This is a genomic window from Ancylobacter sp. GW821-FHT10E12, assembly GCF_058809335.1.
Window position 1 is genome coordinate 73,191 of sequence record NZ_JBXASN010000013.1, and the last position, 17,266, is coordinate 90,456.

Sequence of the window (17,266 nt, forward strand, 5' to 3'; positions counted from 1 at the left end):
ATAAGCCGCGTGCCCCGCGCATCCAGCCTGCGAAAGGTAAGGGGAAATGCTTACCGCAGCAATGACCCCACGCGGAGCGGCCGCATTCAGGCCGGCGCGTAGGCGGCGGGATCGAGCACGCTCGGCCTGCCGGGAAGGTCCAGTACGCTGGCGCGCGGCGCGCCCTCGGCGATCACCCGCCCACGCCGCACCACGAACAGCCGCGCCGCCTTGAGGCGGATGGCCTCGATCGGATCGGCCGCCTGCAGCACCACGAAATCGGCATTGCAGCCGGGAGCAACCCCGTAGCCCTCCAATCCCATGATCCGGGCGGGATTGGTGGTCACTGCCTCGAAGCACCACGCGATGGCCTCGCGCGAAGTCATCTGCCCGACATGCAGCGCCATATGCGCGACGTCCAGCATGTCGCCCGAGCCCAGCGAGTACCAGGGGTCCATCACGCAATCATGGCCGAAGGCGACGTTGATGCCGGCCGCCCGCAATTCGGGCACCCGCGTCATGCCGCGGCGCTTGGGATACGTGTCGTGCCGGCCCTGCAGCGTGATGTTGATCAGCGGGTTGGCGATAACATGCACCCCCGCCTCGGCTATCAGGGGGATGAGCTTCGAGACGTAGTAATTGTCCATCGAATGCATCGAGGTGAGGTGCGAGCCGGCGACCCGCCCGTGCAGGCCGAGGCGCTGCGTCTCGTAGCTCAGAGCCTCGATATGGCGTGACATCGGGTCGTCGGTCTCGTCGCAATGGATATCGACCCGCAGCCCGCGCTCGGCGGCCATCTCGCACAGCGCCTTCAGCGAGGCGGCCCCATCCGCCATGGTGCGTTCGAAATGCGGGATGCCGCCGACCACGTCGACCCCCATGTCGAGCGCCCGGACGAGATTTCCCGTCGCGTTGGGCGAGCGGTAATAGCCGTCCTGCGGGAAGGCGACGAGTTGAAGGTCGATATAGTCCTTCACCCGCTCGCGCACGTCGAGCAGCGCTTCGACCACCAGCAGGCGGTCGTCGCAGATATCGACATGCGAGCGAATGGCGAGCAGCCCCTGGCTGACCGCGAGGTCGCAATAGCGCAGCGCGCGCTCGACGACCGCCTCATGGGTCAGGAGCGGCTTCAGTTCGCCCCACAGCGCGATGCCTTCCAGGAGCGTGCCGGACTGGTTCATCCGCGGCAGGCCGAGCGAGAGGGTGGCATCCATATGGAAATGCACGTCGATGAAAGGCGGGCTCACCAGCCGCCCGCCGGCGTCGATCATCCGTCCCGCCTCGGCCTCGATCCCCGGCTCGACGGCAACGATCCGGCCACCCTCGCAGGCGATGTCGAGGCCGGCACGCCCGTCCGGCAGTCGGGCATTTCGAACGAGAAGGTCGAGGCTCATCGCTGTCCCTTGAAATACGGCTTCATCAAAGCGCGCGGATAGTCGGCGCGGCGGGCGACCAACACAAGCGCGGCAATCGAGAAAAGGTAAGGCAGCATCAGGAAGATCTGGCTCGGCACCACGCCGCCGGCAATGGTCTGGATACGCAGCTGGTAGGCGTCGAGCGCGCCGAACAGAAGCGCGCCGAGCAGCGCCTTGCCCGGCCGCCAGGAGGCGAACACGGTGAGCGCGATGCACACCCAGCCGCGCCCGTTGATCATGCCGAAATAGAAGGCGTTGAAGGCCGAAAGGGTGAGGAACGCTCCGCCCAGCGCCATCAGCGCCGAGCCGACCATCACCGCGCCGAGGCGCAGCCCGACCACCGACAGGCCCTGCGCTTCCACCGCCTCGGGATTGTCGCCCACCGCGCGGATGGCGAGGCCGAGCGGCGTCCGGGCGAGGACGAGCGCCATCGCCCCCACGCAGCCGAAGGCCAGCACGGTGAAGGCGGTCTGCTGGGCGAGGATCGGGCCGATGAACGGCAGGTCTCCCAGCACCGGCACGTCGAGCGGCGTGAAGGCCTCGATGCGCGGCGGCGTGGCGACATTGGGAAATGCCACCCGATAGCCGAAATAGGCGACCGAGGTGGCGAGCAGCGTCACCCCGATGCCGGTGACGTGCTGGGACAGGCCCAGCGGCACGGCGAGCACGCCGAGCAGCAGCCCGAAGCCTGCCCCGACCAGCGCCGCCACCAGCACCCCGCCCCAGAGCGGCAGGCCGAGATAGACCGCCAGCCAGCCGGACATGGCGCCGGCGACGAAAATGCCCTCGATGCCGAGATTGAGCACGCCGGCGCGCTCGCACAGCAGCGCACCCAGCACGCCGAAGATCAGCGGCGTGGCGATGCGGATGGTCGCGGCCCAGAAATTGGCCTGGGTCAGGATCTCCAGCGCGGCCCACATCAGGCGGTCTCCCGGCGCACGAGGACGATGCGGAAGCGAGTGAGCAGCCCGCCGACCAGCACGCTCAGCAGCGACAGCGCGACGACGAGATCGGCGAGATAGTTCGATACGCCGATCGCCCGGCTCATGCTGTCGGCACCGACGAAGACGCCGGCGATGAAGATCGCCGCCGGAACGACCCCCAATGGGGAGAGGTTGGCCAATGTCGCCACCACGATGCCGGCATAGCCGAAGCCGGGCGACAGGTCGGCCGTCAGATAGCCCTTGAGCCCCATGACCTCGCTGCCGCCGGCAAGGCCGGCGAGGCCGCCGGACAGCAAGGCGACCAGCGCCATCGCCTTGCCCACCGGCAGGCCGGCATAGCGCACCGCGCGAATATTCTCGCCCACGGCGCGGATGCGGAAGCCCCAGACGGTACGGGTGATCAGCACGTGCAGGCCGACGGCGCAGAGGATCGCCAGCACCAGCCCCCAATGGAGGCGCAGGCCGGCGACCAGCTTGGGCAGCGTCGCCTCGTCCAGCATCGGTGCCGATTGCGGCCAGCCGAGCGCCATCTCGTCCTTCATCGGCCCTTCCAGCATCAACTGCACGAAGAGCAGCACGACGAAGTTCAAGAGCAGGGTGACGACCACCTCGTCAGCGCCGAAACGCATCTTGAAGAATACCGGCACCAGCAGCAACGCCGCGCCGGCGAGCGCCGCACCGACCAGCACGATCGGCACCAGCAGCATTGGCGGCGCCTGGACCAGACCGGCGCCGAGGGCGACGCTCGCCAGCGCCCCGGCATAGAGCTGGCCCTCGGCGCCGATGTTCCACAGCCTGGCCCGGAAGGCGGCGGCGGCGGCGAGGCCGGTGAAGATCAGCGGCGTCGCCCGCGTCAGCGTCTCGGCGAAGGCGAAGCCGTCACCCGCCGCTCCCTGCAGCATCAGCACGAAGGCGGACAGCACCGGCGCGCCGGAAAGCGCCAGCGGAATGGCGGTCAGCAGCAGCGCGGCGATGCCCGCGCCGACCGAGACCGCCAGGGTCAGCCAGACCGGCGTACGCTCGCGGGGGACGAAGCGGATCATGCGGCCTCCTCCGCCGAATGGCCGGCCATCATCAGGCCGACGGTGCGCACATCGAGACCTTCGGCCTCCATCGCCGGCGACAGGCGGCCGGCATGGATCACCGCGATGCGGTCGGACAAGGCGAAGAGCTCGTCGAGGTCCTCGGAGATCAGCAGCACCCCCGCCCCGCGCCCGCGGGCGGCCAGCAGCCGGCGGTGCACGTCGGTGGTGGCGCCGATATCGAGGCCGCGCGTCGGCTGATGGGCGAGGATGAGGCGCGGCGCGCGCTCCAGCACGCGGGCCAGCACCACCTTCTGCATGTTGCCGCCGGAGAGCGCACGGATCGGGGCGTCCGGGCCGGGACAGCGAATGTCGTAGTCGCGGATCGCCTGCGCCGCGCGGGCACGGATGGCCCCCCGGCGCAGCAGGCCGCCGCGCTGGTTCTCCGGCGCGCCGATCGTCTCCAGCACGTAGTTCTCGGCGACGCTGAGCGCGCCGACGCTGCCGTCGCGGTGCCGGTCCTCCGGGATACGGCCGACGCCGGCTTTGAGCCGTGCCATCGGATCGGCGCGCGTGGCATGCTGCCCGGCGATCTCGCAGGTGCCGGCGCGCGGCGCCTTCAGCCCGGCCACCAGCGCCGCCAGCGCACCCTGACCGTTGCCGGAAACGCCTGCAATTCCAAGTATTTCCCCGCCGCGCAATTCAAGAGCGGCGCCCTCCAGCCGGTCGCGCTCGCCCGGCGCGCCGACATCGACGTCGGCGAGCCGCAGCACCGGCGCACCCGGCGTCGACAGCGTGCGCTCGCGCGGCGGAATTTCGCGCCCGACCATCAGCTCGGCGAGGACGGCGCGACTGGCGCCTTCGGTCGGCCGGTCGGCGACCTTGGCGCCGCCGCGCAGCACCACCACCCGCTCGCACAGTGCCAGCACCTCATGCAGCTTGTGGCTGATGAAGATGACCGCAAGCCCTTTCGCGGCAAGGGTTTTCACCGTTGCGAACAGGCTGTCCGCCTCCTGCGGGGTGAGCACCGCCGTGGGCTCGTCGAGGATGAGCACCCGCACGTCGCGATAGAGCGCCTTGAGGATTTCGATGCGCTGCTGCTCGCCGACCGAGAGCCGCCCGACCGGCACGTCGAGATCGGCATTGAGGCCGGATTCGCGCATCAGCCCGTCAATGGCGGCCCGCACCCGCGCCTTGCCGAAACCCAGGCGCCACAACGGGATGGTTCCCAGCACGATGTTCTCGAAGCCGGTGAGGTTCTCGGCCAGCGCGAAATGCTGGTGCACCATGCCGATGCCGGCCTGCAGCGCCGCCTCGGCCGAGCCGCCGGGCAGCGGCGCCAGCCGCCCGTCCGCTCCGGCGATATGCACGGTGCCTTCGTCGGCCACGTAATGGCCGAACAGGATGCTCATCAGCGTGGTCTTGCCGGCGCCGTTCTCGCCCAGCAGCGCGACGATCTCGCCGGCCCGCACGTCGAGGTCGATGGCGTCGTTCGCTACCAGAGTACCGAAGCGCTTGGTGATGCCCGACAGCGACAGCACCAGCGGCCGAGTATGGTGAGGTGTACGATCAGACCGATCGGGTGCAGTCGGTGCGATCATGGAGACCCTTTCTCTACCTTCTCCGTCCGCGAAACGGATCGGCGAGGGGAAGCCTCGTTCGATATCGCAAAGCCCCCTCACCCCACCCCTCTCCCCCACGGGGAGAGGGAGCAGGGAGGCGCTTCCCCCGGAGCCGCCGGCACGAGGCCGCCGCCCCCGAGGTCCCCGCCCCTGAGATCCCCGCCCCCCGAGGTTCCCGTCGCCAGCCTCACATGGTCGACTTCGGCTCGGCGTCGTTGACGTTGACCCGGAACATGCCGTCGCGGATTTCCTTCTCGCGCATCAGCACCATCTCGATCACCTCCGGCGGCACCAGCTTGGGATCGAGCGGCGCGATGCTCGCCCCGCCATGCGCCATATAGCTGAACGGGCCGTAATCCTCGGCGGTGAAGGTGCCGTCCACCACCGCCTTGATGGCGCGGTCGATGGTCGGCTCCATGTGCCACAGCGCCGAGGCGATCACCGTGCCGGGATATTGGGCGGAGGTGTCGATGACGTTGCCGATCGCCTTGACGCCGCGCTCCTTGGCGGCATCGGCGACGCCGAAACGCTCGGCGTAGAGAATGTCGGCGCCCTTGTCGATCTGGGCGAACGCCGCCTCCTTGGCCTTGGGCGGGTCGTACCAGGAGTTGATGAAGGTCACGAGGAACTTCACGTTCGGGTTCACGGAGAGAGCGCCCTCCATGAAGGCCTGCATCAGCCGGTTGACCTCGGGGATGGCGTAGCCGCCGACGAGGCCGACGATGTTCGACTTCGTCGCCTTGCCGGCGACCATGCCGGTCAGGAAGGACGGCTCGTGGATGAAGTTGTCGAACACCGAGAGGTTCGGCTTGGTCGGGCCGAAGGAGGAGCCCATGAGATAGGCGGTGCCGGGATAGTCGGCCGCCACCTTGCGGGCCGGGCGCTCCACCGCGAAGATCTCGCCCACCACGAGGTCGGCGCCTTCCTGCGAATATTGGCGCATTACGCGCTCATAATCGGTGTTGGCGACGTTCTCGGAGAATTTGTAGGTGATGTCGCCGCGCGCCTCGGCCGCCTTCAGCGCCTTGTGGATGCGCGACACCCATTGCTGCTCGACCGGCACGGTATAGATCGCCGCCACCTTGATCGGCTTCGCCTTGGCCGCAAAAGCCGCGCCGCCGAAGCCGGTGAGTGCCAGCGCGCCGGCGCCGAGCGCCAGCAGCTGCCGCCGATCGACGATGCCTGACGAAAAAAGCGGCACGGTTTCCGATGATTTACGCACCATGATGACCTCTCCCGAGCACGGGGCCACCACGCCCCATCAAGCCGACAGCTTATGCGAGCGGCGTGCCAAATTCGAACTGTTTGGTCCGAAATTTACGACGTCCGACGCTCCGCCTCCCAACTGGCCAGAAGATAGGCACGAATGAAAGGCGGCATGGAATCGGAAATATCGCCGGGACCCCGCACGACCACCACATCGTCGAGCTCGGATCGCTCCTCGGCGGCGATGAAGGCACGGATGCGGGCGACGAGTTCGTCGGAACCGAGCGGGCTGGTCAGTTTCCGCATCAAGGCGATGCGCGGGCCGGCGAACACGCCGGTCCAGCCGGGGGCGACGGCGACCTCGTGGGACGACACGCCGGCCTCCTCGCCGAGTTCGCGCATCGCGCTTCCCGCGAGATCGACCGCTCCGTCGGGATTGAGGTCGCTCAGATCGGGGGTGCCGGCGGCGAAATAGATGCGCCCGGCATTGGCGGTCCACGGCGCCATGCGGCCGAGCACGAAGGCACCGTCCGCCGCCCGCAGCGCCGCCATGGAGAAGGCGTTGCAGACGGTGTTGCCGGGGCAGTCATGCTTCAGCCACCAGAACAGCGAGGCGAAATCGGTCTCGCGATAGCGGCCGGTCAGGACGCCGTCCACCAGCCGATGCGCCGCCAGCACCAGCACGCGGCCGTTCCACAGCGCCGGATTGAGCTGGCGCTGCGCGGCGAAGAAGGCGTCGACCTCCGCCCGCCGGCTCTCCGCATAGTCCCACGCGCCGGGCTCCAGCCGCATCTCGATCCGGTCGATCGGAACGACGAGCGGCGTCTCGTTGTCGCCGATCACCGCGCGGCGCTCGCCACGGCGTCACACATGCAGCACGCCCTCCGCCACCACCACGGCGCCACCGCCGATGGTGACGCGGGCGAGCGCCCCGCCCGCCACATCGAGCCCCAACCGCACCACGCTCGGCCGACCCATCTCCACGCCCTGAAGAATATCGTAGGCATTGAAGCCCTCGACCGGGCGCTCGCCCTGCATCAGCACCGCGGCGAGCGAGGCCGCGGCGGAGCCGGTGGCCGGATCCTCGTCTATGCCCATATTGGCGCCGAACATGCGGGCGCGGAAATCGCCCTCGCCCTCGTCGTCGCGGCAGAACACATAGACGGAATCGGCCGTGCCGCCGAAGGCGCTGATCAGCCGCGCCGCGCTGGGGCTGATGCGGGCAAGCGCCGAGCGCGAGGCCAGCGGCACGCACACGAAGGGCACGCCGGCGGACGCCACCACCGGACGATACTCGTCGAAGCCGATGTCCCATTTGTCGAGGCCCAGTGCCTGCGCACAGGTCTCGACGCTGGGCGCCTCGTCCTCGAGTATTTCGGGGAGGCGCGGAACGGTGAAGGTGGCGTTGCCGGAACGGGCATTGCGCAGGCTCACATGGCACGCCACCGGCCCGACATTCTCCTCCAGCACGAAATCGGCCGTCAGTTCCACCTCGTCGCGCAGGGCGAGCAGCACCGCGGTGCCGACGGTCGGATGACCGGCGAAGGGCAATTCGTGGTTGATGGTGAAGATGCGCAGCCGCGCGCGGTTGGCCTCCTCCACCGGCGGCAGCACGAACACCGTCTCGGAGAGATTGAACTCGCGGGCGATCGCCTGCATCTGGTTGCCGTCGAGCCCTTCGGCGTCGAGGACGACGGCGAGCGGATTGCCCGCGAGGGCGCGGTCGGTGAAGACATCGAGCACGACGTAGCGGCGGGCCATGGCGTTTACAGCTTCTCCGGTGTGAAAACGCGCGAAGGGGTGACGAACTCGTCCTGGGCGGCGACGGTCAGGATCTCCCGCGCGCCGGCCGCCGCGGTACGGGCAAGCAAGCCATAGGCCGAAGACGCCGCCTTGCTCAGCGCCTCGGCGGTGCTGTGGCTGCTTTTCCAGTGCACGAAGAACAGCGCGGCAATGGCGTCGCCGGCGCCGTTGACGGAAATGCCGAGCTTGGGCGTCCGCACCCGGTAGCGCCCGTCCGGCCCCGAGGCGAGCAGGTCGATGGAATCGGCCGGCGTGTCTTCCGTGTGCAGGCTGGTCACCAGAATGACCCGCGGGCCGGCGGCATGGACGGCCTCGCAGGCGAGCCTCGTGTCTTCCAGCGTCGCGGTGGTGCGCCCGGACAGATAGTCGAGCTCGAACTGGTTCGGGGTGATGATGTCCGCGACCGGCACCGCGCGGTCGCGGATGAATTCCGGAATGCCGGGCCGCACATACATGCCCGTCCCGACATCGCCCATGACCGGATCGCAGCAATAATGCGCGGCGCTGTTGGCGGCCTTCACCCGCCCGACGGCGTCGAGGACGGCATCGCCGATCTCGGCCGCCCCCATATAGCCGGAGAGCACGCCATCGCAGCGCGGCAGCGCGCCGAGTTCGTCGATGCCGCAGACCAGGTCGCGGATGAGATCGGCGCCGAAGACCTCGCCGCGCCAGGCGCCATAGCCGGTGTGGTTGGAAAATTGCACGGTGTGCAGTCCCCACACCTCGTGCCCGAGGCGCTGCATGGGGAACATCGCGGAAGCGTTGCCCACGTGCCCGTAGGCAACCCACGACTGAATCGAGAGGATATTCATCTGCACGTGCCCCGGCCCTTGGAAGAAACGATCCGCGCTTACCGCCAGCGATGCAAGGGCTCAAACGAAATTAGGTGTGCCGATCCATAATGTTGGCGTGAAGCGTGTCGCATGCGATACGCAAGTTGCCAGCGGCACCCTCCGCTTCGCCCGATGACAGCGGCCCGATTCCTCCCCGGCACGACACCATGACCGACATGCTTTCCGCCAGTGCCCTCGCCGCCGCCATCCGTGCCGGACATATCTCGCCTGCCGATGTCGTGGAGCGCTGCGCCGAGGCGATCGCCGCGCGGGAGGACGAGATACGCGCCTTCGCCGCGCTGGACCTCGACGCCATGCGGGCGCGGGCGCAGGAGCCCGGCCTGCCGTCGCGGCCGCTCGCCGGGCTTCCCGTCGGCGTGAAGGACGTGCTCGACACCGTCGACTTTCCGACCGCGCTCGGCTCGGCGATCTACGAGGGCCACCATCCCGCCACCGACGCGACCGTGGTGCGAATGATCCTGCGCGCGGGGGGTCTCGTCGCCGGCAAGACGGCGACCACCGAACTGGCCTTCACCGAGCCGGCGGCGACACGCAACCCGCTCCGCCCCTCGCATACGCCGGGGGGATCGTCCTCCGGCTCGGCGGCGGCGGTGGCGGCGGGCATGCTGCCGCTGGCGCTCGGCTCGCAGACCGCCGGCTCGATCGTCCGCCCGGCCTCCTTCTGCGGCGTCACCGGCTTCAAGCCGTCCTTCAAGCTGATCCCCGCGCTGGGCAACAAGACCTTCGCCTGGTCGCTGGATACGATCGGCCTGTTCACCGCCGGGGTCGCGGACGCCGCCTTCGCCGCCGGCGCCATCACCGGCCGGAATCTGGCGATCGATCCGGCCGCGCGCCCTCCGCGCTTCGCCCTCGTGCGCACGGCGCGTGCCGGCGCGGCCGGCGCCGATGCCCATGCCGCGCTCGACGCCGCCCGCCGCGCCGCCGAACGCGCCAAAGCGACGGTGCGCGACGTCGTGCTGCCGCCCGAAGTGGAATCGGCCGACGACGCCCATGCCATCGTGCAGGCCTATGAAGCGGCACTGGCGCTCGCCGACGAGTGGGACCGGCATCGCGACCGCCTCTCGACCAGGCTGTCCACCTATCTCGCGCAGGCGATGAGGGTGACGCCCGAGACCTATGACGCCGCGCGGCGCACCACCCGCGGCGCCCGCCATGCCTTCACCGAGCTGATGGACAATTTCGACGCCGTGCTCACCTTCGCCGCGCCGGGCGAGGCGCCGGCCGGGCTGTGCTCGACCGGATCCTCGATCTTCAACCGGCTGTGGACGCTGCTCGGCGTGCCCTGCGTCAACGTCGCCGGCCTCACCGGGTCGACCGGCCTTCCCATCGGCATCCAGGTCGTCGGCCGCTTCTCGCGCGACCGCACCACCCTCACCGCCGCCGCCTTCCTCGAAAAGGCGATCCGCGCGGGGTAGGCGCGCTCATTCGTTGCCGGCGAGGCCGGCGAAGCTGCGCCACAGCTGGTCCTTGAGACCAACGAACGGCGGCGGGGCGATCACGATCGCCGGTCTGTCGGCCGGCTTGCCGCCCGCCACCAGCCGGCCGAACCGGATCTCGCCATCGGTGTAATAGGGATCGCCGCCGCCATTGCGGCCGAACAGCACCGGGCCGAGGCCGGTGACCTGATAGGTCGCCGTCAGCATGCGCGCCTTGTCGAGATCGTCGATCAGCAGGTCGCGCACCGCGTCGACGTCCGGGCCGATATGATGGGTGACGGCGCCGGTATAGTGGCTGAGGCCGACGCCGCGGTCATAGGTGGCCGAGCCGAGCCAGACCGGCCTGCCCTCGGCGCCGACGTCCAGCACCTTCCAGAAGCGCACATGGTCGCGGCGATCGGCGCTGCGGCCGATCTCCTTCTCGAAGGCGAGATCCTCCGGCCGGCCGTCATAATAGAGCGGGCTCACCGGGGCATCCGGGTCCGGGCGGCCGAGCAGCACCGAGCCGATGATGTCGATGCTGGATTTCAGCGTCACCGGGTCGGCGGCCTTCCAGCCGGCGGCATACAGGGCGCGCACGACATCCTCGCGGGTGCCGACGAGCCCGACATCGATCGGGTCGCCGGGAATGCCCTGCCGGGTCTGCGTCACCATCGGCAAGTGCCGGATGCCGGGCTGTTCCTCGTGATGCGTCCACAGGCGCGGCAGCATCACATAGGCCAGCGCCACCCAGACCAGCACGGCGAGCAGCACCCAGTGCCAGACGACCCGGGCATCGCGCTTTACGTTCGGTTGCATGATCTCCCCTGAATCCGAGGTGAGGACTGGCCGAGGCGCAAAGCCTCCCTCTCCCCGACGGGGAGAGGGATGGGGTGAGGGGTCTTCCTGGCTTCCCAGCCGCGTCTCCCCCTCACCGACCCGCGGAGCCTGTCCTCGGGCTCGCCATAGGCGAGACCCGTGGGCGGGCCACCTCTCCGTCGAAGCCGGATATTTCCGGCTTCGACCTTGCCGGAACCGAACTCGGCAACAGCCAAGTTCGGGCGGGGAGAGGAAAGAACTGCGGACGCGCCCTACTCGGCCGCGACGGACTTGTAGCTCATCGGGTCGTAATTCAGCACCGGCGCCAGCCACCGCTCGGTGTCCTCGACGCTCATGGCCTTGCGCGCCGCATAGTCCTCGACCTGATCGCGCTCGATCCGCCCGACGCCGAAATAGGCGGCGTCGGGATGGGCGAAATACAGGCCGGAGACGGCGGCGCCCGGCCACATGGCGAAGCTCTCGGTCAGTTCGACGCCGATGCGCGCCGTGGCGTCGAGCAGGGAGAACAGCGTCGCCTTCTCGGTATGGTCCGGCTGGGCGGGATAGCCCGGCGCCGGGCGGATGCCGCGATAGGCCTCCTTGATCAGCGCCGCGTTGTCGAGCGCCTCGTCCGGGGCGTAGCCCCAGAACTCGCGCCGCACCCGCTCATGCATCCGCTCGGCGAAGGCCTCGGCAAGGCGATCGGCCAGCGATTTCAGCAGGATGGACGAATAATCGTCATTGGCCTTCTTGAACGCCTCGGAGCGGTCATGCTCGCCGAAGCCGGTGCAGACGCAGAAGCCGCCGACATAGTCGGTCAGCCCAGTCTCGCGCGGCGCGACGAAATCGGCCAGCGCGACATTGTGGCGGCCCTCGCGCTTGCCCATCTGCTGGCGCAGGGTGTGCAGCGTGGCGAGCGGCGCGGCGCCGTCGCCCTGCAGCTCGATGTCGTCGCCGACGGCATTGGCCGGCCAGAAACCGACCACCGCCCGCGCGGTGAGCCATTTCTCGGCGACGATGCGGTCGAGCATACGCCGGGCATCCTCGTAAAGCGCCCGCGCCGCCACGCCGACCTTCTCGTCCTGGAGAATGGCCGGGTAATGCCCCGCGAGCTCCCAGGACTGGAAGAACGGCGTCCAGTCGATATAGGGCACCAGCTCGGCGAGGTCGTAGTCCTCAAATACCCTGGTGCCGAGGAAGGCCGGCACCGGCGGCGCATAGGCCGAGAAGTCCAGCGCCAGCCGGTTCGCCCGCGCTTCCTCCAGCTTCACCCGCACCTTGTTGCGGTCGCTTTTGGCATGCGCGTCGGCGAGCCTGGCGTATTCGGCGCGGATATTGGCGACGTAATCCGGCCTGGCATTGTCGTTGAGCAGGCTGGAGACCACGCCCACCGCGCGGCTGGCGTCGGTGACGTAGACCGCCTGCCCGCGCACATATTGCGGGGCGATCTTCACCGCGGTGTGGACGCGGGACGTCGTCGCCCCGCCGATCAGCAGCGGCAGGTCGAAGCCTTCGCGCTCCATCTCCGAGGCGACATGCACCATCTCGTCCAGCGACGGCGTGATGAGGCCGGACAGGCCGATGACGTCGACCTTCTCCCTGCGCGCCACTTCGAGGATCTTCGCCGTCGGCACCATGACGCCGAGGTCGATCACCTCGTAATTGTTGCACTGGAGCACGACGCCGACGATGTTCTTGCCGATGTCGTGCACGTCGCCCTTCACCGTCGCCATCAGGATCTTGCCGGCGGCCGGGGCGTCGACGAGGCCCTGCTCCAACTTTTCCTGCTCCATGAAGGGCATGAGATAGGCGACCGCCTGCTTCATCACGCGGGCGGACTTCACCACCTGCGGCAGGAACATCTTGCCGGCGCCGAACAGGTCGCCCACCACGTTCATGCCGGCCATGAGCGGCCCCTCGATGACATGCAGCGGCCGGGCGACGCCCTGGCGCGCCTCCTCGGTGTCCACCTCGACGAAATCGGTGAGGCCATTGACCAGCGCATGCGCCAGCCGCTTCTCCACCGGCCAGGTGCGCCAGGTGAGATCGGCCTCCTTCTTCTCGCGACCGCCGCCGCGAAAGCGCTCGGCCAGCGCCAGCAGGCGCTCGGTGGCGTCCTCACGGCGGTTCAGCACCACGTCCTCGCAGGCCTCGCGCAGCTCCGGCTCGATCTCGCTATAGGGCGCGAGCTGGCCGGCATTGACGATGCCCATGTCCATGCCGGCGGCAACGGCGTGATAGAGGAACACCGCGTGCATCGCCTCGCGCACCATCTCGTTGCCGCGGAACGAGAAGCTGAGGTTGGAGACGCCGCCGGAAATATGGGCGTAGGGCAGAAGCTGGCGGATGGCGCGGGTCGCCTCGATGAAGGCGACGCCGTAGCCGGCATGCTCCTCGATACCGGTCGCCACCGCGAAGATGTTGGGATCGAAGATGATGTCCTCGGGCGGGAAGCCGACCTCGTCGACGAGGATGCGGTAGGCGCGGGCGCAGATCTCCACCTTGCGCTCATAGGTGTCGGCCTGGCCCTTCTCGTCGAAGGCCATGACCACGACGGCGGCGCCATAGGCACGCACCAGGCGGGCATGGTGGCGGAAGGCGTCCTCGCCTTCCTTCATCGAGATCGAATTGACGATGCCCTTGCCCTGGATGCATTTCAGCCCGGCCTCGATCACGCTCCACTTGGAACTGTCGACCATGATCGGCACGCGGGCGATATCCGGCTCGGCGGCGAGCAGGTTGAGGAAGGTCACCATCGCCTTCTGCGAATCGAGCAGGCCCTCGTCCATGTTGATGTCGATGACCTGGGCGCCGTTCTCCACCTGGTCGCGGGCGACCGCCAGCGCGGCGGCATAATCGCCATTGGTGATCAGCTTGCGGAACCGGGCGGAACCGGTGACGTTGGTGCGCTCGCCAATATTCACGAACGGAATTTGCGGCGTCAGCTCAAAGGGTTCGAGGCCGGACAGCCGCAGGCGCGGCTCGATCTCGGCCACCGCGCGCGGCTTGTGCGGCGCCACCGCCTTTGCCAGCGCGGCGATATGATCCGGCGTGGTGCCGCAGCAGCCGCCGACGATGTTGACGAGGCCCGACGCGGCGAATTCGCCGACCAGCCTGGCCATCGCCTCCGGGCTCTCGTCATAGAGGCCGAATTCGTTGGGCAAGCCGGCATTGGGATAGGCGCAGACGAGCGTGTCGGCGATGCGCGACAGCTCGTCGATATGGGCGCGCATCTCCTTGGCGCCTAGCGCGCAGTTGAGGCCGATGGAGAAGGGCTGGGCGTGGCGCAGCGAGTTCCAGAACGCTTCCGGCGTCTGGCCGGAGAGCGTGCGGCCGGACAGGTCGGTGATGGTGCCGGAGATCATCACCGGCACCCGGATGCCGCGGGCCTCGAACAGCCGCTCGATGGCGAACACGGCCGCCTTGGCGTTCAGCGTGTCGAAGATGGTCTCGATGAGCAGGAGGTCGGCGCCGCCGTCGATCAGCGCGCCGGCCTGCTCGCCGTAAGCCGTTGCCAGTTCGTCGAAGCTCGTGGCGCGGAATCCGGGATCGTTGACATCCGGCGAGATCGAGGCGGTGCGGTTGGTCGGGCCGATGGCGCCGGCGACGAAGCGCGGCCGGCCGTCCTTTGCTTGTGCGAGCTTCGCCGCTTCCTTGGCGAGCCGGGCGCCCTCGAAATTCAGTTCGTAGACCAGGCCCTCCATGCCGTAATCGGCCATGGCGATGGTGGTGCCGGAGAAGGTGTTGGTCTCGACGATATCCGCCCCCGCCAGGAAATAGGCGAGATGGATGTCGCGCACCGCCTCCGGCCGCGTCAGGTTGAGCAGGTCGTTATTGCCCTTGAGGTCGCGGTTCCAGCCGCTGAAGCGCTCGCCGCGATAGCCGGCCTCGTCCAGCTTCAATTGCTGGATCATCGTGCCCATGGCGCCGTCGAGCACGAGGATGCGCTTCGAGGCGGCATCCTTCAGGGCGGCGAGGGTATCGGTAGCGGGCGCTTGGGACATGATCGGGCTTCCTACTCCCTCTCCCCGTCGGGGAGAGGGTGGGGGTGAGGGGAGCTCGCGCGCAACGCTTCCAACGTGCGCAGCAGAACGCCATCCAGAGTCGTCAGTACTTCGTTATTCCAGAACCGGATGACGAAATAGCCACCGGCTTCGATCATCCGGGTCCGTTCGGCATCCGCTTCGACGGAATGCTGGCCACCGTCGAGTTCGATGACCAATTTTGCGTCCGGGCAGAGAAAACGCGGAGAGGTTAAGGCGTCGCTCTCTTCACGCCGCCGCCTGCCCGTCGATTCCGGCCTGATGGGGGCGAATGCCGAGCAGGTGGCAGATGGCGTAGACGAGGTCGGCGCGGTTGAGCGTGTAGAAATGGAACTCGGTCACGCCGCGGTCGAGGAGGTCGAACACCTGCTCGGCCGCCACCGCCGCGGCGATGAGCTTGCGGGTCTCGGCGTCGTCGTCCAGCCCCTCGAAGCGCCCGGCGAGCCAGGACGGCATGTAGGTGCCGGTCTTCTCGGCAAAATTCTTCGCCTGCTTGTAGTTGCTGACCGGCAGGATGCCCGGCACGACCGGCACCTCGATGCCGCGCGCCCGCACCTTGTCGAGATAGCGAAAATATAGGTCGTTGTCGAAGAAGCACTGGGTGATCGCCCTCGTGGCGCCGGCATCGACCTTGGCTTCCAATATGTCGAGGTCGACGTCGAAGGACGGGCTCTCCGGGTGCTTTTCCGGGTAAGCCGATACGGACACTTCGAAATCCCCGATGCGGCGCACGCCGGCCACCAGCTCCGCCGAGGTCTTGTAGCCCTCCGGGTGCGGCTCGTAGGCCAGGCCGACGCCGCCCGGCGGATCGCCGCGCAGCGCCACCACATGGCGCACGCCGGCATCCCAATAGCCGCGCACCACCTCGTCGACCTCCGGCCGGGCGGCGGCGACGCAGGTGAGGTGCGCCGCCGGGGCGAGCCGGGTGTCCCTGACGATGCGCTCCACGGTGGCATGGGTGCGCTCGCGGGTGGAGCCGCCGGCGCCATAGGTCACCGAGACGAATTTCGGCGCCAGCGGCGCCAGACGGGTGATGGAGTTCCACAGCGTGGCCTCCATTTCCGGCGACTTGGGCGGGAAGAATTCAAACGAGACCGAAATCGGCCGCCCGCCGGGCCGGCGGCTGCGGCGCTCGACATCCCCAGACATCAGGCGACCTCCTTGTGATTTTGGGCCGGTGCCGCGGGGCGTGGATCGCGGGCAAGCCAGAGAGAAACCGTAAGCTTTCCATCGGCTTGCGGGGCAAGCGGGCGATGGGATTGCGGCACGAGGCCGGCCTGGACCAGCCAGTGCTCGACCACTTCCGGCGCGAAGCCGAGCCGGCGATGGGCGTGCTCCTCGCGCAGGAATTCGAGATCGTGCGGGGCGAAGTCGACCACCAGGAGACGCCCGCCCGGCCGCAGCACGCGGGCCGCCTCCTTGAGGGCGCGGGGGGCATCCTCGAGGAAATGCAGCACCTGGTGCACCACTACCACGTCGAAGGAATCGCGCGGCAGGGCGAGGCTGTAGATATCCCCCTGCCGCACCGTGCAATTCCGGGCGCCGGCGCGCTCCAGATTGGCGCGGGCGACGCTGAGCATGTCGGCGGACAGATCGATGCCGACCCCGCGATCGATGCGCGACGCGAACAGCTCCAATATGCGGCCGGTGCCGGTGCCGAGATCAAGAAGTGCCGACACCTCAATGCCTTGCAGGGATTCGATAATGGCCTGCTCGACCTGGTCGTCGGGGGCGTGCAGGCGGCGCAGCGCGTCCCATTCATGGGCATGGGCGCGGAAATAGGCCTGGGCCTGGGCGGCGCGGGCGGCGCGCACCGCCTCCAGCCGCTCATGGTCGCGCAGCAGGATGTCGTCGTCCGGCGTCATCAGCGCCAGCAGCGCATCGGTGAGCGCGGTGCAGGGCGTGTCGACGGCGCGGCGGTAGAAAACCCAGCTCGCCTCGCGGAAGCGCTCCACCAGCCCGGCTTCCGCCAACAGCTTGAGATGACGGGAGATTCGGGGCTGCGACTGGCCGAGAATCTCGGTAAGCTCCGACACGGTCAGCTCGCCCTCGCCCAGCAGCGCCAGCAGGCGCAGGCGCGTGTCCTCGCCGGCCGCCTTGAGGCCGTCGAGCAGGGACGCGAAGCTGAGCGGCAGTGCCGGCAT

At 68.6% G+C, this 17,266-nt stretch carries 14 protein-coding genes; 1 reads left to right on the forward strand and 13 read right to left on the reverse strand.

Annotated elements, in window-relative coordinates; all coding sequences use genetic code 11:
- Nucleotides 1-86 precede the first annotated feature (86 nt).
- The 8 genes from AC1RU4_RS17940 to pdxY all read right to left on the reverse strand — a co-directional run bounded on the left by AC1RU4_RS17940 (nucleotide 87) and on the right by pdxY (nucleotide 8,803).
- On the reverse strand, nucleotides 87-1,373 hold the full coding sequence (locus AC1RU4_RS17940; RefSeq protein ID WP_492892476.1) for an amidohydrolase family protein: 1,287 nt from the start codon (nucleotides 1,371-1,373) through the stop codon (nucleotides 87-89).
- Nucleotides 1,370-2,314: an ABC transporter permease gene (locus AC1RU4_RS17945; RefSeq protein WP_492892477.1), complete on the reverse strand. Its 945-nt coding sequence runs from the start codon at nucleotides 2,312-2,314 to the stop codon at nucleotides 1,370-1,372. Before AC1RU4_RS17945 ends, AC1RU4_RS17940 begins: the two co-directional genes overlap by 4 nt.
- A complete protein-coding gene (locus AC1RU4_RS17950) occupies nucleotides 2,314-3,381 on the reverse strand; it encodes an ABC transporter permease (RefSeq protein WP_492892478.1) in 1,068 nt (355 codons plus the stop codon). Before AC1RU4_RS17950 ends, AC1RU4_RS17945 begins: the two co-directional genes overlap by 1 nt.
- Nucleotides 3,378-4,961, reverse strand: coding sequence for an ABC transporter ATP-binding protein (locus AC1RU4_RS17955; protein ID WP_492892479.1), 1,584 nt, complete (start codon nucleotides 4,959-4,961; stop codon nucleotides 3,378-3,380). The genes AC1RU4_RS17950 and AC1RU4_RS17955 overlap by 4 nt, the downstream gene beginning before the upstream one ends.
- 208 nt (nucleotides 4,962-5,169) lie before the next feature.
- Nucleotides 5,170-6,207: a BMP family protein gene (locus AC1RU4_RS17960; protein WP_492892480.1), complete on the reverse strand. Its 1,038-nt coding sequence runs from the start codon at nucleotides 6,205-6,207 to the stop codon at nucleotides 5,170-5,172.
- 92 nt (nucleotides 6,208-6,299) lie between these two features.
- Complete coding sequence (locus tag AC1RU4_RS17965) at nucleotides 6,300-7,031, reverse strand: NUDIX hydrolase (protein ID WP_492892481.1); 732 nt, start codon at nucleotides 7,029-7,031, stop codon at nucleotides 6,300-6,302.
- Between the two features lie 21 nt (nucleotides 7,032-7,052).
- The gene (locus AC1RU4_RS17970; RefSeq protein WP_492892482.1) at nucleotides 7,053-7,949 is read right to left on the reverse strand and encodes a PhzF family phenazine biosynthesis protein; all 897 of its coding nucleotides are present in this window, start codon (nucleotides 7,947-7,949) and stop codon (nucleotides 7,053-7,055) included.
- Nucleotides 7,950-7,954: 5 nt separating this feature from the next.
- Nucleotides 7,955-8,803: a pyridoxal kinase PdxY gene (gene pdxY, locus AC1RU4_RS17975; RefSeq protein ID WP_492892483.1), complete on the reverse strand. Its 849-nt coding sequence runs from the start codon at nucleotides 8,801-8,803 to the stop codon at nucleotides 7,955-7,957.
- A gap of 188 nt (nucleotides 8,804-8,991) precedes the next feature.
- Between pdxY and AC1RU4_RS17980 the strand changes: the two genes are divergently transcribed.
- Nucleotides 8,992-10,260 carry an amidase gene (locus AC1RU4_RS17980; RefSeq protein WP_492892484.1) on the forward strand — a complete coding sequence of 423 codons (1,269 nt, stop codon included), beginning with the start codon at nucleotides 8,992-8,994 and terminating at the stop codon, nucleotides 10,258-10,260.
- A 6-nt stretch (nucleotides 10,261-10,266) separates the two neighbouring features.
- On the opposite strand, the gene AC1RU4_RS17985 is transcribed toward AC1RU4_RS17980, so the two are convergent.
- The 5 genes from AC1RU4_RS17985 to AC1RU4_RS18005 all read right to left on the reverse strand — a co-directional run bounded on the left by AC1RU4_RS17985 (nucleotide 10,267) and on the right by AC1RU4_RS18005 (nucleotide 17,266).
- On the reverse strand, nucleotides 10,267-11,079 hold the full coding sequence (locus AC1RU4_RS17985) for an LssY C-terminal domain-containing protein (protein ID WP_492892485.1): 813 nt from the start codon (nucleotides 11,077-11,079) through the stop codon (nucleotides 10,267-10,269).
- Between the two features lie 272 nt (nucleotides 11,080-11,351).
- Nucleotides 11,352-15,083 carry a methionine synthase gene (gene metH / locus AC1RU4_RS17990; protein WP_492892486.1) on the reverse strand — a complete coding sequence of 1,244 codons (3,732 nt, stop codon included), beginning with the start codon at nucleotides 15,081-15,083 and terminating at the stop codon, nucleotides 11,352-11,354.
- An 11-nt stretch (nucleotides 15,084-15,094) separates the two neighbouring features.
- On the reverse strand, nucleotides 15,095-15,451 hold the full coding sequence (locus tag AC1RU4_RS17995) for an endonuclease domain-containing protein (protein ID WP_492892563.1): 357 nt from the start codon (nucleotides 15,449-15,451) through the stop codon (nucleotides 15,095-15,097).
- Nucleotides 15,351-16,271 (reverse strand): methylenetetrahydrofolate reductase [NAD(P)H], encoded by a 921-nt coding sequence (gene metF / locus AC1RU4_RS18000; protein ID WP_492892487.1) that lies wholly within the window; start codon nucleotides 16,269-16,271, stop codon nucleotides 15,351-15,353. The genes AC1RU4_RS17995 and metF overlap by 101 nt, the downstream gene beginning before the upstream one ends.
- Nucleotides 16,271-17,266: an ArsR/SmtB family transcription factor gene (locus tag AC1RU4_RS18005; protein WP_492892488.1), complete on the reverse strand. Its 996-nt coding sequence runs from the start codon at nucleotides 17,264-17,266 to the stop codon at nucleotides 16,271-16,273. Before AC1RU4_RS18005 ends, metF begins: the two co-directional genes overlap by 1 nt.

Bases quoted from the DNA above. Each gene is read 5' to 3' on its own strand.
- AC1RU4_RS17940 (WP_492892476.1), bottom strand. From the start codon at position 1,373: ATGAGCCTCGACCTTCTCGTTCGAAATGCCCGACTGCCGGACGGGCGT.
- AC1RU4_RS17945 (WP_492892477.1), bottom strand. From the start codon at position 2,314: ATGTGGGCCGCGCTGGAGATCCTGACCCAGGCCAATTTCTGGGCCGCG.
- AC1RU4_RS17950 (WP_492892478.1), bottom strand. From the start codon at position 3,381: ATGATCCGCTTCGTCCCCCGCGAGCGTACGCCGGTCTGGCTGACCCTG.
- AC1RU4_RS17955 (WP_492892479.1), bottom strand. From the start codon at position 4,961: ATGATCGCACCGACTGCACCCGATCGGTCTGATCGTACACCTCACCAT.
- AC1RU4_RS17960 (WP_492892480.1), bottom strand. From the start codon at position 6,207: ATGGTGCGTAAATCATCGGAAACCGTGCCGCTTTTTTCGTCAGGCATC.
- AC1RU4_RS17970 (WP_492892482.1), bottom strand. From the start codon at position 7,949: ATGGCCCGCCGCTACGTCGTGCTCGATGTCTTCACCGACCGCGCCCTC.
- pdxY (WP_492892483.1), bottom strand. From the start codon at position 8,803: ATGAATATCCTCTCGATTCAGTCGTGGGTTGCCTACGGGCACGTGGGC.
- AC1RU4_RS17980 (WP_492892484.1), top strand. From the start codon at position 8,992: ATGACCGACATGCTTTCCGCCAGTGCCCTCGCCGCCGCCATCCGTGCC.
- AC1RU4_RS17985 (WP_492892485.1), bottom strand. From the start codon at position 11,079: ATGCAACCGAACGTAAAGCGCGATGCCCGGGTCGTCTGGCACTGGGTG.
- metH (WP_492892486.1), bottom strand. From the start codon at position 15,083: ATGTCCCAAGCGCCCGCTACCGATACCCTCGCCGCCCTGAAGGATGCC.
- metF (WP_492892487.1), bottom strand. From the start codon at position 16,271: ATGTCTGGGGATGTCGAGCGCCGCAGCCGCCGGCCCGGCGGGCGGCCG.
- AC1RU4_RS18005 (WP_492892488.1), bottom strand. From the start codon at position 17,266: ATGCCGGCACTGCCGCTCAGCTTCGCGTCCCTGCTCGACGGCCTCAAG.